The 12,771-nt window shown below is 66.3% G+C and carries 14 protein-coding genes and 1 pseudogene; 5 read left to right on the top strand and 10 right to left on the bottom strand.

Annotated features, from left to right (window positions below; translation table 11 throughout):
- Positions 1-81 precede the first annotated feature (81 nt).
- The 3 genes from M2650_RS01805 to M2650_RS01795 form a co-directional block, all read right to left on the bottom strand.
- Positions 82-1,017, bottom strand: a complete 936-nt coding sequence (locus M2650_RS01805; protein ID WP_249470440.1) for a M14 family metallopeptidase — start codon at positions 1,015-1,017, stop codon at positions 82-84.
- A gap of 147 nt (positions 1,018-1,164) precedes the next feature.
- Positions 1,165-1,413 carry a hypothetical protein gene (locus M2650_RS01800; RefSeq protein WP_249470438.1) on the bottom strand — a complete coding sequence of 83 codons (249 nt, stop codon included), beginning with the start codon at positions 1,411-1,413 and terminating at the stop codon, positions 1,165-1,167.
- Between the two features lie 208 nt (positions 1,414-1,621).
- Positions 1,622-2,473, bottom strand: a complete 852-nt coding sequence (locus M2650_RS01795) for a helix-turn-helix transcriptional regulator (RefSeq protein ID WP_249470436.1) — start codon at positions 2,471-2,473, stop codon at positions 1,622-1,624.
- A gap of 35 nt (positions 2,474-2,508) precedes the next feature.
- Here M2650_RS01795 and M2650_RS01790 point away from each other — a divergent pair, with 35 nt between their 5' ends.
- Positions 2,509-4,038 carry an MBL fold metallo-hydrolase gene (locus tag M2650_RS01790; protein ID WP_249470434.1) on the top strand — a complete coding sequence of 510 codons (1,530 nt, stop codon included), beginning with the start codon at positions 2,509-2,511 and terminating at the stop codon, positions 4,036-4,038.
- Positions 4,039-4,051: 13 nt separating this feature from the next.
- Here the strand turns inward: M2650_RS01790 and M2650_RS01785 are convergent, their stop codons facing one another.
- Both M2650_RS01785 and M2650_RS01780 read right to left on the bottom strand, forming a co-directional pair.
- Positions 4,052-4,672: a tetratricopeptide repeat protein gene (locus M2650_RS01785; protein WP_249470431.1), complete on the bottom strand. Its 621-nt coding sequence runs from the start codon at positions 4,670-4,672 to the stop codon at positions 4,052-4,054.
- Between the two features lie 58 nt (positions 4,673-4,730).
- Entirely contained in the window at positions 4,731-5,123 is a 393-nt protein-coding gene (locus M2650_RS01780) for a VOC family protein (protein WP_249470429.1), read from the bottom strand.
- Positions 5,124-5,269: 146 nt separating this feature from the next.
- On the opposite strand from M2650_RS01780, the gene M2650_RS01775 reads away from it, so the two are divergent.
- Entirely contained in the window at positions 5,270-5,818 is a 549-nt protein-coding gene (locus tag M2650_RS01775; RefSeq protein WP_249470427.1) for a TetR/AcrR family transcriptional regulator, read from the top strand.
- A 12-nt stretch (positions 5,819-5,830) separates the two neighbouring features.
- The gene (locus M2650_RS01770; RefSeq protein WP_249470425.1) at positions 5,831-6,316 is read left to right on the top strand and encodes a DUF1579 domain-containing protein; all 486 of its coding nucleotides are present in this window, start codon (positions 5,831-5,833) and stop codon (positions 6,314-6,316) included.
- A gap of 77 nt (positions 6,317-6,393) precedes the next feature.
- Here M2650_RS01770 and M2650_RS01765 read toward each other — a convergent pair whose 3' ends face one another.
- The gene (locus M2650_RS01765) at positions 6,394-6,990 is read right to left on the bottom strand and encodes a hypothetical protein (protein ID WP_249470423.1); all 597 of its coding nucleotides are present in this window, start codon (positions 6,988-6,990) and stop codon (positions 6,394-6,396) included.
- 330 nt (positions 6,991-7,320) lie between these two features.
- Here M2650_RS01765 and M2650_RS01760 point away from each other — a divergent pair, with 330 nt between their 5' ends.
- Positions 7,321-8,064 carry a DUF1028 domain-containing protein gene (locus M2650_RS01760; RefSeq protein WP_249470420.1) on the top strand — a complete coding sequence of 248 codons (744 nt, stop codon included), beginning with the start codon at positions 7,321-7,323 and terminating at the stop codon, positions 8,062-8,064.
- An 84-nt stretch (positions 8,065-8,148) separates the two neighbouring features.
- Here M2650_RS01760 and M2650_RS01755 read toward each other — a convergent pair whose 3' ends face one another.
- The 4 genes from M2650_RS01755 to M2650_RS01740 all read right to left on the bottom strand — a co-directional run bounded on the left by M2650_RS01755 (position 8,149) and on the right by M2650_RS01740 (position 11,302).
- The gene (locus tag M2650_RS01755) at positions 8,149-8,511 is read right to left on the bottom strand and encodes a hypothetical protein (RefSeq protein ID WP_249470418.1); all 363 of its coding nucleotides are present in this window, start codon (positions 8,509-8,511) and stop codon (positions 8,149-8,151) included.
- Between the two features lie 166 nt (positions 8,512-8,677).
- Positions 8,678-9,712, bottom strand: coding sequence for an AraC family transcriptional regulator (locus tag M2650_RS01750; RefSeq protein ID WP_249470416.1), 1,035 nt, complete (start codon positions 9,710-9,712; stop codon positions 8,678-8,680).
- An 88-nt stretch (positions 9,713-9,800) separates the two neighbouring features.
- Positions 9,801-10,085, bottom strand: coding sequence for a hypothetical protein (locus tag M2650_RS01745; RefSeq protein WP_249470412.1), 285 nt, complete (start codon positions 10,083-10,085; stop codon positions 9,801-9,803).
- A gap of 176 nt (positions 10,086-10,261) precedes the next feature.
- Positions 10,262-11,302 (bottom strand): S66 peptidase family protein, encoded by a 1,041-nt coding sequence (locus tag M2650_RS01740; protein ID WP_249470410.1) that lies wholly within the window; start codon positions 11,300-11,302, stop codon positions 10,262-10,264.
- Between the two features lie 226 nt (positions 11,303-11,528).
- Here M2650_RS01740 and M2650_RS16580 point away from each other — a divergent pair.
- A pseudogene (locus tag M2650_RS16580) lies at positions 11,529-12,080 on the top strand (M14 family zinc carboxypeptidase); the annotation flags it as partial.
- Positions 12,081-12,771: the final 691 nt, after the last annotated feature.

Below are 12,771 nucleotides of genomic sequence, written 5' to 3'. Positions count from 1 at the left end.
CGCAGCGGCTTGGCGGAGCGTCGCTCCGGCTCGTGTTGCGGCCCAGTGCCGAAAGCCATGGCCGCTCCTGCTAAGGTCGTTTCAGCGCCGCGCCAACGCGAAATCGATCGCGGCACGCACCGCCGCCACCTGCGCCGCATCGCATTGCTCGGACGTGGCGCGCGGGCTGTCGGGATAGACCTCGGTCGTCGTCTTGTACTTGGCATCGGTGATGCCGGCGCAGAGGCCGAGCCGCTTCAGCGGGTAATTGATCACGCCGGGCGCCACCATCGGCGAGCCGATGATTTCGTTCCGCGCATCGGCGGGCGCGATATGGGTGACTTCGGCCACCGCGGCGATGATCGCCCGCTGGAATTCGGGTTGCGGATTCTCCTCGTCGCCGACCAGGTAGAAGCCGTCGGGAATCTCGCCAGGCTCGAACACCTTGCCGTCGCGCGCCGCCAAGGCCGGCCGGAATTCGGACTCGTCGGTATCGGTGGTCTCGTGCAGATCGATATGCACCAGGATGCGGCCGCTCAGCGGCGCGACCAGGCGCATCAGCGCGGCCGATTCCCGGGCGGGACTGTCGCTGCGGAAAGAACGGTTGGGATCGATGGCATCCGCGTTCCAGCGGTTGATCCGCTCGTAGGCCCACGGGCTGACGCAGGGCGCGACGATCAGGTTCGCCCTGCCCTCGTAGTCGGCCATGTGCTCGTCGACGAACCGCAACGCCCCGCGCACGCCGCTGGTTTCGTATCCGTGGACGCCGCCGGTGACCAGCGCGCCGGGAAGATCTTCGCGCCAAGCACGGCTTTTCAAGGCCAGTAGCGGATAGCGATCGGGCGGATAGTCCAGATGGCCGTATTCCACCGCGTCGAAACGCTCGCGCAGGCGCGCGACCTTGCCGAGCACATCCGTCTCATAACTGCGCTTGCGCGCCTGGCGCGAACGCCATTGGGCTTTTTCGGCATCGGCCCAAGGCTTCCCTGGCGTACCGATCGGGTAAGGGCTGATCGGGTGAGGGCTGGATGTCGCCATCGTGTCGCAGTGCCTATCGTGCCGAAGGCGGCACTGTAGCATCCGCTGCGCGTTACCCGGATGGACGCCGCGCGCGCGACGTGGCTGGGTTGGCTCTGCCAACCCAGCCACGCCCCTGCGATTACCCCAGGCTTTCCCTAGCCCGCTTCAGGGCACTTCGCAGGTCCAGATCGAAGATGCGGACCAATAATTATTCCGGCTCAAATGGTTGTATATCTCTTCGATCGGCGTCCCCGCTTGCGCTTCGCACTTGGCCACGGCATCGGCGCGCGCGATCTCCAGCGCGATGCCGGGGTCGTAGCTCGTGCCGCTGCCGCTGACGTACACCGTGGCGGCCAGGGCCGAGCCGATCGGCAACAGAAGCGCCATAACCATGGCGATGGAACGCTTTTTCACGGCTGCTCTCCATGAGTGATCCGAACGGATCCATTCGAGCATGGCGCCCGCAGGCGCGCCCGTGAAAATCGAGTAAGCAGACCGTAAAGCAATCGACAAAAGTCTCAATTCCGAAATTCGCAACGATAAGCGGAACCGCCGCGGGGGATTCCGCCGACGATCCATCGCATGCCTGCGCCGACGGCGGAATCGCTTCGCAGGCTCGCCCTTACGAATGCGGGCGCAACAGGCGGCGGAATGCGCTCGGCGTCATGCCGACCACATCGCCGAAGATGCGCGTGAAATGGGCTTGATCGGCGAAGCCCAGCGTTGCGGCCATCTGCACGAGCGGCATGTCGGCGCTGCGCAGCAGATTCGCGGCGCGACGGACGCGCAACGCGCGCAGATACTCGCCGATGGTCTGCCGATGCGTGCGCCGGAACACCGAAGCCAGATGAACCGGATGCACGCCTGCCTCACGCGCGAGCGCCGACGTGTAATGGCGCCGTTCGGGTTCGTCGTGCAGCGTTTGCACCACCCGATCGAGCCAACGCGGTGTGGACGGCGCCGGCGGTTCCGGGCGCCGCAACGCGCATCCCGCCATCTCCAGCGCCAGATTCTCCGCGACAAGCCCGGAGCACGGCTGCCAATGCCGAAGCTCGCGCAACAGCCGGCAGGCGAGCCAGACGACGGGCGTGCCCTGTTCGTGGAAATCGCGGCGCGACGGCCCGGCCTGCGCCAGCGCGTCCATGCCTTCCGTGGTCAGTTCGACATTGAAAAAGCGGCCGCCGCTGCGCCCCACCGCATCGTCGTGCACGACGCCGGGACGGTGCCACCAGACGGTCAGCGGATCGTACTCGTAACGTCGGCCATCGTAGCGCTCCGCATAACCGCCCTCGACCAGCAGGCTGAAGTAGGCCGCCTGGTGCGTATGCGTCGGCAGCGCGCGTCCGCGACCGTGGTGGATTTCGGAGAGCAGGAACTGCGGCGAGGCATGCCTGCGCACCACATCGCCGTAGAACTCGCCGGCGGCCAAGTCGCGCGAGCCGTGGCATTCGCAATCCACCTTGCATTCGTTCAAGACGAAGGCCTCCGGCGCGACCCAGACTGGCCGCCATGAAAACCATACTACTCGCCCTGATCCTGACCCTGGCCTCGACGCCGAGCCTCGCTGCCGAACCCGTCGCGGCCGATTCCACCCTGCATTCCTACCTGCAGGCGCGCGCCGTGCTCGGGCGGGCGATCGACGCCGCAGGCGGCCAAGCCAACCTGCGCCGCCTGCGCAACGTATCGCTGGCCTACGCCGGCCATCGCAACATGATCAACCAGAGCCGGCGCGCGCTGCCGCCTTGGGATCGCGAGCCGGCCACGGGCGCCGTCGTCGTCGACCGCGAAGGCAAACGCATGTACGCCGAGAATTACACCGCCTACCCCGGCATCGGCCGCTTCGGCGGCGCCTGGGCGCTGAAGGGCGACCTGGGCGCGCACTGGGAAATCGATCGGAACCATCACGGCAGCGAGCTCATCAGCGTCTACTCCGAGCGCAACGCCGATGGTCCGTGGGCGTTCGCCGCGCGCTGGATGCCGCCGTTGCTGCTGCTCGACGCCTGGGACAGCGGCACCTACCTCCGTTCGCTGGGCGACGCGACGCACAAGGGGAAAGCGATGCACGCGCTGGCCTGGACCCAGCGCGACGGCGCCACGATCACCTTGCTGTTCGATGCCGGCAGCGGCGCGTTCAGCGGCTTCGAATCGATCCACGACGATGGCGTGTACGGCGACGTCACCGACCGCATCGAATATTCGGACTGGCGCGCGATCGGCAACGTGCGTTTCCCGACCCGCCGCATCGACTGGTTCAACGACGAGATCGCGCGCGACCTGGCCCTGGATTATCGCGTCGACACCGCGCTCGCAGACGCCCGCTTCGAAGTACCGCCCGGCTATTCGCAACCCGCGTCGATGGCGGCGGGCGAACGCCTGCGCAAGGTCGGCGACGGCGTATATCTCGACACCGAAATGGGCGGCGTGATGATCGTCGAGTTCGAGGATTTCCTGACGGTGGTCGAATGCCCCGGCGACTACGCCATGGCCGACTCGACCCTCGCCGCGCTGCGCGACGCCTTCCCGGGCAAGCCGGTGCGCTACGTCGTGCCCAGCCATACCCACGGCGATCACGGCGGCGGCGCCCGCGCCTACTTCCACGCCGGCGCGACGCTGCTCACGACGCCCGGCCATGTGGAGTTCTATCGCCGGCTGGCGCAGGTGCGGCGATCCATCGCGCCCGATCCGTACGTCGCCGCCGGCCAAGGGCCTTCGATCGAAGCCTTCCGCGGCGAGCGCACGATTTCCGACGGCAGCCAGACCCTGGTGCTCTACGACATCGGCCCGAACGCGCACTCCGAGGAACTCACCATCGCGCATCTGCCCAGGCAAGGCATCGTGTGGCAGGCCGACGTCTATTTCTCGCCGGGCACCGGCGGCGGCGTGAATCCGGCGATGCCGATCGGCATCGATTTCGCGAAGAAGCTGAAATCGCTGGGCATCGACGGCTTCGAGGCGCTGCTCGAAGCGCACAACAGCCGGATCGTCACGGCAGCGGAATTCCGGCGCGCGTTGGCGCTGTCCGGATATCGGGAGTACTGATGGCGGAAGCGTTTTACGAGGCCTGCGAACCCTTTCGCGATGTTCCCTTCCATGCATCGAACAGGGCCCGCATTTGGCCGCGTTGCGGCGGCGCCCAATACTTGGTTCGGGCTATGAACCCGTTTTCATTGCCCCATTGGGGGTTGGACAGCACCGCGGCGTCGTACCATGCCAAAGCGGTGTCCTGCTGCCCTGCCGTCCAGTACAGCAGCGCAAAGCTGTAGGCGGCCCAGAACGGCTTGCCGCCGTGCAACGCCACGGTTCGCTGCCAATCCGCGAGGGCTGCCGCGTAATCGCCCAGATCGTATTCCGCCCATCCGCGCGACCAGAGGACGTTGCGCTCGAACCCGCTACCCGGTTCCGCGGCGGCCATAGCCGCATCGAAGTCGCGCTTGGCGCGCGCCAAGTCGCCGCTTTCCAGGAAAAAGTACGCACGATGCGCCAGTGCGGTGGCATTGCGCGGATTCTTCTGTATCGCGGCATTGATCGCCTGCCGCATCTGCGCCCGCCCGCCTGGCGGCGCCTTCATGTGGCTGGCTGCGGCATCTTCATCGATGTAGCGGCCTTGCGGGAGAAACTCCGGCAAGTTTCCCCATGCGAACGCCGGCGATACGGCGAGCAGGAGGGGTAGCATCCAACGGAACTTGGGCTTCATCGGTCACCGGATAACGTGGGTTGCGAACACCGGCATCTTACGCGTGCATCCGGCCAGCCGGCTTCCATTCGCAGAAATGCAACAGCACACCGGCGGGATCGTGCACGAACGTCACGATCGCGCCATAGGACTGCAGTTTCGGCGGTTGCACGCGCGCGCCCGGAAAGCGGCCTTGCTGCAGAATCGACGACACATGCCGGTACCACGCCTGCGCGTCCGTCACCGTCAGGTGGAGCATGCAGTTTTCCGCGACTTCCTTGATGTAGTAGTCCTGGATGTAGAAATGCTGCTGATCCGCCAGCCGCACTAGCGCCATGCCGTCTGCGACGTCACGGGTTTCCCAGCCCAGGCTGGAATAGAACGCCTTGCTGAGCGCGAAGTCCTGGGCGGGGACGAACGGGCGAAGATCGGTCGCTTTCAGATCGGACATCGGCGCCTCCAGGGGCTCATCAACGGATACGACGTGCGCGGCGTGCCGGCATCGGCCGCCGCGACGCTACGTTAGCAACCCGCGCGGCCCCTTTCCCGGACAATCGCGGGCCGATGTCCGCCGTCGGACGTGGGACACTACGGGCCATGCGACAGGCCCCGCGCGACCGCGATCCCCGATGGCTCAGGACGCGCGACGCGCTGCAGTCCGCCTTCGCCTTGCTGGCGCTGGAGCGCCGCTACCACGAGATCCGCATCGACGACATCCTGCAGGCGTCGGGCGTCGGCCGCTCCACGTTCTACGAACACTTCGCCGGCAAGGACGCCCTGCTCGCCGCGAGCATGGAAGGCCCTCTTTCGCTGCTGGCCGGCCTGCCCACCGGAACTTCCAGCGCGCAGCAAGCGGCTGTCCTGCTGGAGCATTTCTGGGACAACCGCGCACTGGCGCGGATACTGCTCCAGGGCGCGGCGCTGCGCGTGATCCGCAATGCGCTGGTGCTGCGGATCGAATCCGGCCTCAAACGCAGCAGCGAAAGCCGGTTGCGGCTCCCCCATCGGCTGGCCGCCCACGCTTTGGCCGACGGCATGTTCTCGCCGATCGTGGCTTGGTTGTCCGGCGAGGCCTCGTGCAGCCCGGCCGATCTCGCCGCTGCGCTGCAGGCGTCCTCGAAAGCGACGCTCGCCGGCATGAGGTGAACGCTTGTTACGATGAAACGTGTCGTCGACCAACCCCTTGACGGAGGACGTATGGCAGACAGCAACAACTATCGGGCCGCAGAGCTTCCTTTGACGCCCCACCCTGCGCTGAAGCGGCTCGCGCATCTGATCGGCACCTGGAAGAACGAGGGCGGCGCCCCCGGCACGTCGGCCTACCGGATGGGGCTCGGCGGGCACTATTTGATCCAGGAATTCGAGACCACCACGCCCAGTGGCCGAAAGCTGACGGGTATCGAGTACGTCGCATGGGACGACGACACCCAGACCTTGCGTTCGCATCTCATGGCCGACGACGGCAGCAACTTCACCTATACCCACCAAGTCGACGACGACGGCACGCACTGGACCTGGTTCGGCGATAAAGGAGCCAAGAATTTCTTCAAAGGAAGGTTGAGCGAAGACGGCAAGACGATCGCGGGCCGCTGGCAATGGCCTGGCGGCGGCTTCGATGCGATCTCGACGAAAGTAAGCGACTGATCGGCAAAATACTAGATTCGCTTCTCAGACTACGCGAACGGAGTCGCTGGACGCTCGCTCAACAAGAAATCGCTGCGTTACTGCCCGCGCACCTGGATTCGCTCCTTCGCGTTCGCGACGGCGTCTTCTGCCTGCCGCGGCGAGGCCGTCGGGCCGTTGGCGCGCTCCGCGTAGATGATCATGAGTTCCTTGCGCTGCGCCTGGTCCGGCAAGTGGACCAGGCGGACGAAGGCCATGTCCGCGGGCAGCGATAGTTTTTTCTCGGCGATCAACCGTTCGACCTGCTCCAGGTCCGAGTGCTCGGGCGCGGCATCTTGCCGATGGCGGATCCAGGTATCGAGGTGAAAATCCAGGCCGCCGAGCTCGAGCTTGCGCGAGGCGTCGTAGTCGCCCGCATGGGTCAGGTCCGGTCGGCTGTCGATGTAGCCTTCCGACTGGATCCAATAGAGCCGCGTGACGACGCCCGCGGCATCTTTGTCTACGAACAGGTGCAAGTCGCAGTCTGCGTAGCCGTACAGGACCCAGCGCTTGCCGCCCAGATACTGCGCATCCTGCGGAACGGAAACGACGGCAGGCGGTTCGAAAGAACGAACCTCGCGGCCGTTCGCGCTCAACCGTGGCTCGACAGCCCCCGCCTGAAGCGGGAGCCATGCCGCCAAGGCGACCGCAGCCAACCACTTCCATCTCGTAACCGGCATCTGCATGGACCCTTCGCATGACGAACGGCGGAATCATAGGCTCGGCGCGCCGAAGCTTTCATGCGGCGAAGGTCATTTAAACCCCGCGGGCATGCGAGGCATCGCTGCAGCGACCGCATCCGACTGCGGACTGCGCATGGCGGAATCCGCTTCGCAGACTCCTCCCTACGCTTGCTATTTCAACGCTTGCCAGGCTTCGCGCATCGGAGAGTCGTGTCCGCGAAACTCTGCGTTCGCCCATCCACGACGGCACCACTCTCGCCGGAGATGCCCATGGCCAGCCCCCGCGTCCTTGCCCCTCGCTCCATGGCCATAGGTCTCATCGCCGCAGTCTGCGCCGTTCCCAATGCGCACGCGACCTGGTCTATCGCAACCGTCAATCCGCGCACGGGCACCATCGCCGTGGCGGCAGCCTCGTGCTCGGACGGCGTTTATGGCATCCAGGCCGTAGTGCCGGGCAAGGGTGCGGTGATCGTCCAGGCCGCGAGCAACGGCGATGCCCGGCAGGCGGCCGTGAAGATGCTGCGCGACGGCCAACCGCTCGACGCCATCCTCGCCAAGATCTCCGACCCCGCTTCCGGTTACGCGCCGGAGCGCCAGCAATACGCGCTGCTCTCGAGCGGCGCCGATGCGCGCCCCCGCACCTATACCGGCGCCGAAGTACCTGGCGCCAAAGGCAGCGCCGGCGGCGATCGCATCAGCGTGCAGGCCAACACCATGGTCTCCGATGCGGTCGTCGCGAAGACGGCCGCTGCGTTGGGCCAAGCCGACTGGCCGGACGACTTGGCCATGGCCCGCGCCGTGATGCGCGCGATGGACGCCGGCGCCGCCGCCGGCGGCGATCGCCGCTGCGGAAAGGTCGACAGCGCCACCGCTTTCATCGGCTTGTACCGTAAAACGGACGCGGAGAACTCGCCGTGGGTGGAGTTGTCGGTTCAAGGCATCGAGCCGGGTACGAAAAGCGGCGTGGCGCGCCTGCAAGTGCAGTTTCGGGAATGGCTGCGCGACGGTACCCAGGCAAGAAGCACACGGACCTTCGTGGTGCCGTAGCTGCGAATACGGATGCGCTTTCCAGGAGCGGGGTCAGGGACGCTTCGAAGCACCGGCAGGCACCCCGACCCCGCCGCCCGTGCGTCACACGCCCGCCGCCTGGTCCCGCGCCCAGTCTTTCACCACCCGCCCGAAGCGGGCGATCATCACCATGTTGAAGAAGTGCATCAGGCCGAGGACGAGCAGGCTGATGCCCACGCGCGAACCGACTTCGGGGATCAGGCTGACGGTATCGACCTTCCAGTCGTGCAACCGGTAACTGATGAAGCCCAGGTTGACCAGGTAGAAACCGATCACCAGCAGGCGGTTGGTCGACGTGGCCAGTTCCTGGTCCTGGCCGAAACAGCGGATCAGGAAGATCTCGCCGTTGCTGGACAGCGCACGCGCCACCCAGATGGTCATACCGACGGAAATCGCGAGATACAGGCCGTAGGCGAAATGTGTCATGACGAAATCTCCCAGCTCGAGCATTGGTGTCACCTCAGGATTGAAGGCGATGCCAGCGTGGCTTGGGCGGGCGTTTCCGGCTTCCGGAAAGATCAATGCGGAGCAAGTCGTCCGCGGCCCGAGCGGGATCGACGCAAGATCAAGGACTTATCGGCTTCCAGAATGATCATCCGGAAGCACGCGCCGCCTTCAACCGGCGCTGGCGATACTCGCCCGGCACTTCGCCGACCTGTTCCTTGAAGGCGACATAGAAGCTGGACTGGGAATTGAACCCGGCCGCCATGCCCACCGACAGCACCGAGGCGCGGGGCTCGTCGATCAGCATCTGTTTGGCGGTCTCCACCCGGTACTGGCGCACGAAGCGCGAGAAGCCGACGCCGTACGCAGTGTTGACCAGTTCCGACAGCTGGTGGGTGCTGAGCCCGAGCATGTCGGCCACCGCGGCCAGGCTCAGCGACTCGGTGCGATGGATCTGTTCCTGCTCGAACAGCTGCCGCAGCCGCGCCGCCATCGCATCGCGGTCGACGCGGGTCAGGGTCGACTGGGCATAGGCCACGTCGACCGCCTCGCGCGTCTTCGGCACCAGGTCCGGGACGCTGAGCAGCAGCCAGCCGACGATCAGGAAACCCAGCGCGATCGCTGCCGAATACGTCCACACATAGCCGTACCAGCCCAGCACGCCCGGCGCGAGAAAGCCGCCGATCGCCACCGCGATCGCCATCGCCGCGAACAGCGCCAATACCTTCAGCTCCAGCGCGAACCACCGCCGCATCGCACGCAAGCGATACACCAGCATGCACAGGTGCAAGGCCACCATCGTGCCCATCACCAGCGCTACCGGAATCGCCCACGTCAGCGGCACCCACAACGCCAGCGCCAGCGCCGCGAACGGCAGCGCCCATTCGATCCGGCGCCAATCGCCCTCCGGCCGCAGCATGCCGAGCAGCAGCCAGTACAAGCCCACCGACTGCAGAAACACGATCGCCACATACGTTCTCGTCGGGAAGGCTTCCGCCGGATCGGCCGCGAACCGCAAATGCGCGATCTGGGTCAGCGCCAGCCCGGCCAGCATGACGAAGCCGCCCAGCCGCGACTGCCACGGCAACGCCAGTTGCCGATAGCCGGCGAACACCGCCGCGAGCAGCATCGCCATGCCGACCGAGAAGCCCACCATCAATTGCAGTGCCAGATCCATGCTCATCGGTTACCGGATGCGGGGAAATAGGCAGCGCACGCAGGGTGGAACCGCCGCCGCCATCACGACTGCGTAAGGCTTCACAGGTTCCGCCCTACGGCACTGGCACGAGGCGATGCGCTTCGTCCTGGCATACCACCAGTTCGCCCTCGGCACCGGCAGCGCCCACCACGCGCACCCGCATGCCCACGGCCAGCGCTTCCACATTGACGGGCGCGGCCTTGCACAGGTTCCAGCGTGCCGGCAGTTGCACCGCCACGCGGCCGCGGCCGGCGGCGTCGACCTGGATCACGGCATTGCCGTCGTAAGCCCAAGGCGCGGTGTCGATGGCTGCGATGGCGCCTTCGATGGAAGTCTGGCCCGCCGATTGCGGCGACATTACGGGTTTCGTGGCGCAACCGGCAGCAACCAGTGCGATGCAAAGCGCGACGGAAACGAAGACGGGACGTGAACTGCGGGACATGGAAGCTCCGATTCGATCCAAGCGAGGTGAGTACGAGTCCATTGTGCGGGTTGAATGCCCGCCATGGCATCCGGGTGCGATGCTAGCTTGCCCTACGCGGCCTGGAACACCGGCTCCAGCATGCGGAAGCTGCCGGCATCGGCATCCAGCTCCACCTTGCCGCCGACGGGAACGATGAACTGCTCGCTGATGTGCCCGATCATCGCGCCGCGATAGGCGGGAATGCCCAACGGCTTGATGTGATCGTCGAAGATCTGGTCCAGCGTCAGGGAACCATACCCTTCCCCGGGGCCGCAATCGCTGCACTCGCCGAACACGAAGCCGGCGATCCTGTCCAGCGCGCCCATCAGCTTCAACGTGGTCAGCATGCGATCGATGCGGTACGGCGCCTCGCTCACGTCCTCCAGGAACAGGATCTTGCCGGCGAAATCCGGCATGTACGGCGATCCGGCCAGGCCCACCAGCACCGATAGGTTGCCGCCGATCAGTTCGCCCTGCGCCTTGCCGCCGGCGATGGTGAGCGTGCGGTGCTTGCGCGGCACCAGTTCGTCGCCGGCCTCGATCGGATTCTTATACGTCATCAGTTCGCGTTCGAAAAACACGCGCTTGAACTGGTCGACGTTGAAGCGATTCCAACTGCCGGCGCCGATCGGGCCGTGGAAGGTGACCAGGCCGGTCTGCGCCTGGATGGCGCTGTGCAGCGCGGTGATGTCGGAGTAGCCGAGCAGCACCTTGGGATGGACGCGGATGGCCTTGTAATCGAGCAGCGGCAGCAACCGCGCGGCGCCGGAGCCGCCGCGCACGCAGACGATGGCCTTGACCTCGCGGTCGGCGAACATCGCATTGAGATCGGCGGCGCGCCCGGCGTCGGTGCCTGCCAGATGACCGTAGCGCGACGCGTAGTGTTCGCCGGTCTTCACCTTGAAGCCCAGGGCCTGCATCGCTTCCTGCGCGAGTTGCAGGCTGAGCCGCTCGTCCGTAGCGGAGGATGGGCTGACCAGCGCGACGGTGTCGCCTGGATTCAAAGCCGCCGGCAGTAGACGCCGGCGTTCCGCTGCTTCCGCACTGCCGCTGCCCGCGAGCGGCAATAGCGCCGCGAGCGCGGCGCTTCCGATGAAATCTCGTCTGTCCATGCCGTCGCCCGCAGACTGGAGGCTGGCCAGGGTACTGAATTACCAAGATCGGTGCAGGACGTAGCCCGGGTGGAGCGAAGCGATACCGCGCCGCCGGGTCATTTGCCTGCGATGTCGCCACAACGCGCCGCCGCGCGCTGCGAACGCTCGGCCATGACGGCAGAGCCCCGGCTATCGCTTCCTCCACCCGGCTGCTGATTTGACAATACGCGGCACGCCTCGGAGCATGCGGCTTCGCTTGTCATGGAGCATCGCCGTCATGCGTCGCACTCTCGCACTTTGCTTGCTGTCAGCCGCATCGCTGGTTCCGTTGCTATCGATCGCCAGTTCACCGGCCGACAAAGCCGATGCGGCAGCCGCTATGCCGCCGCCGCCCGCCTGGCTGAGCGAATTGGATGCGCTGTACGATGCCCGCATCCGCGTAGCCGGCCTGGAAGACCGGGCGTTCTCGCCGGAGCACTGGTGGGACGTCGCCGGACCGCTGGCGACAGAAGCGCGCGGATTCGACACAGAACAAGTCGGCCGCAGCGTGGAAGGCCGTCCGCTGCGCCACATATCGTGGGGCCAGGGCGGCAAGCGCGTGCTGCTGTGGTCGCAGATGCATGGCGACGAGAGCACGGCATCGATGGCGCTGGCCGATCTGTTCCGTTTCCTAGGCGAGCATCCCGATCATCCGATCGTACAGCGCCTGCGCCAGGGCACGACGCTGGATTTCCTGCCGGTGATGAACCCCGACGGCGCGGCGCGCTTCCAGCGCCGCAACGCGCAGGGCATCGACATCAACCGCGATGCGCGCGCGCTGGTCACGCCCGAGGCGCGCGCGCTGCATGGCCTGCGCGAGCGCCTGAAGCCCGCATTCGGCTTCAACCTGCACGACCAGAACGTGGGCACCCGCGCCGGCGATTCCGACCGTGGCACTGCGATCGCGCTGCTCGCGCCGGCCTACAACGAAGCGCGCGAGGTGAACGCCAGCCGTGCGCGTGCCATCGAAGTGGCTGTGGCGATCCGCGCCGTGCTCGAGCCTTACATCGCCGGCTACATCGCCAAATGGGACGACACCTTCAATCCGCGCGCGTTCGGCGACCTCACCGCCAAGGCCGGCGTGTCGACGATCCTCATAGAATCGGGCGGCATCGAAGGCGATCCGCAGAAGCAGCGCCTGCGCAAGCTGAACTTCCTCGCCCTGGTCGGCGCGCTGGACGCCATCGCCACCGGTTCGCACGCGGGCCTTCCGCGCGCGCTTTACGAGGGTTTGCCCGAGAACGGCAAGGTCTGGCCGGATCTGCTCATCAGGGGCGGCACGCTGGCGCTGCCCGGGCAGCCACAGGCGAAGGTGGACGTGCTGGTGGATTTCGAGCGGCCGCTGCTCGAGCGCGGCGGCACCATCGCCGACATCGGCGACCTGGGCGACCGGCGCGCGCGCCGGACGATCGACGCTTCCGGACTGTATATCGTGCCGTTCGATCCGC

The organism is Luteimonas galliterrae, assembly GCF_023374055.1.
Taxonomy (GTDB): Bacteria; Pseudomonadota; Gammaproteobacteria; order Xanthomonadales; family Xanthomonadaceae; genus Luteimonas_C; species Luteimonas_C galliterrae.
The sequence above is the reverse complement of the archived record's forward strand: the minus strand, read 5'-3'. Positions and strand labels throughout refer to the sequence as shown.

Coding starts and splice junctions, on each gene's coding strand:
- M2650_RS01780 (WP_249470429.1), bottom strand. CDS start 5,123: ATGTCCGATCTGAAAGCGACCGATCTTCGCCCGTTCGTCCCCGCCCAG.
- M2650_RS01760 (WP_249470420.1), top strand. CDS start 7,321: ATGGCCATAGGTCTCATCGCCGCAGTCTGCGCCGTTCCCAATGCGCAC.
- M2650_RS01805 (WP_249470440.1), bottom strand. CDS start 1,017: ATGGCGACATCCAGCCCTCACCCGATCAGCCCTTACCCGATCGGTACG.
- M2650_RS01740 (WP_249470410.1), bottom strand. CDS start 11,302: ATGGACAGACGAGATTTCATCGGAAGCGCCGCGCTCGCGGCGCTATTG.
- M2650_RS01755 (WP_249470418.1), bottom strand. CDS start 8,511: ATGACACATTTCGCCTACGGCCTGTATCTCGCGATTTCCGTCGGTATG.
- M2650_RS01745 (WP_249470412.1), bottom strand. CDS start 10,085: ATGTCGCCGCAATCGGCGGGCCAGACTTCCATCGAAGGCGCCATCGCA.
- M2650_RS01785 (WP_249470431.1), bottom strand. CDS start 4,672: ATGCTACCCCTCCTGCTCGCCGTATCGCCGGCGTTCGCATGGGGAAAC.
- M2650_RS01775 (WP_249470427.1), top strand. CDS start 5,270: ATGCGACAGGCCCCGCGCGACCGCGATCCCCGATGGCTCAGGACGCGC.
- M2650_RS01790 (WP_249470434.1), top strand. CDS start 2,509: ATGAAAACCATACTACTCGCCCTGATCCTGACCCTGGCCTCGACGCCG.
- M2650_RS01770 (WP_249470425.1), top strand. CDS start 5,831: ATGAAACGTGTCGTCGACCAACCCCTTGACGGAGGACGTATGGCAGAC.
- M2650_RS01750 (WP_249470416.1), bottom strand. CDS start 9,712: ATGAGCATGGATCTGGCACTGCAATTGATGGTGGGCTTCTCGGTCGGC.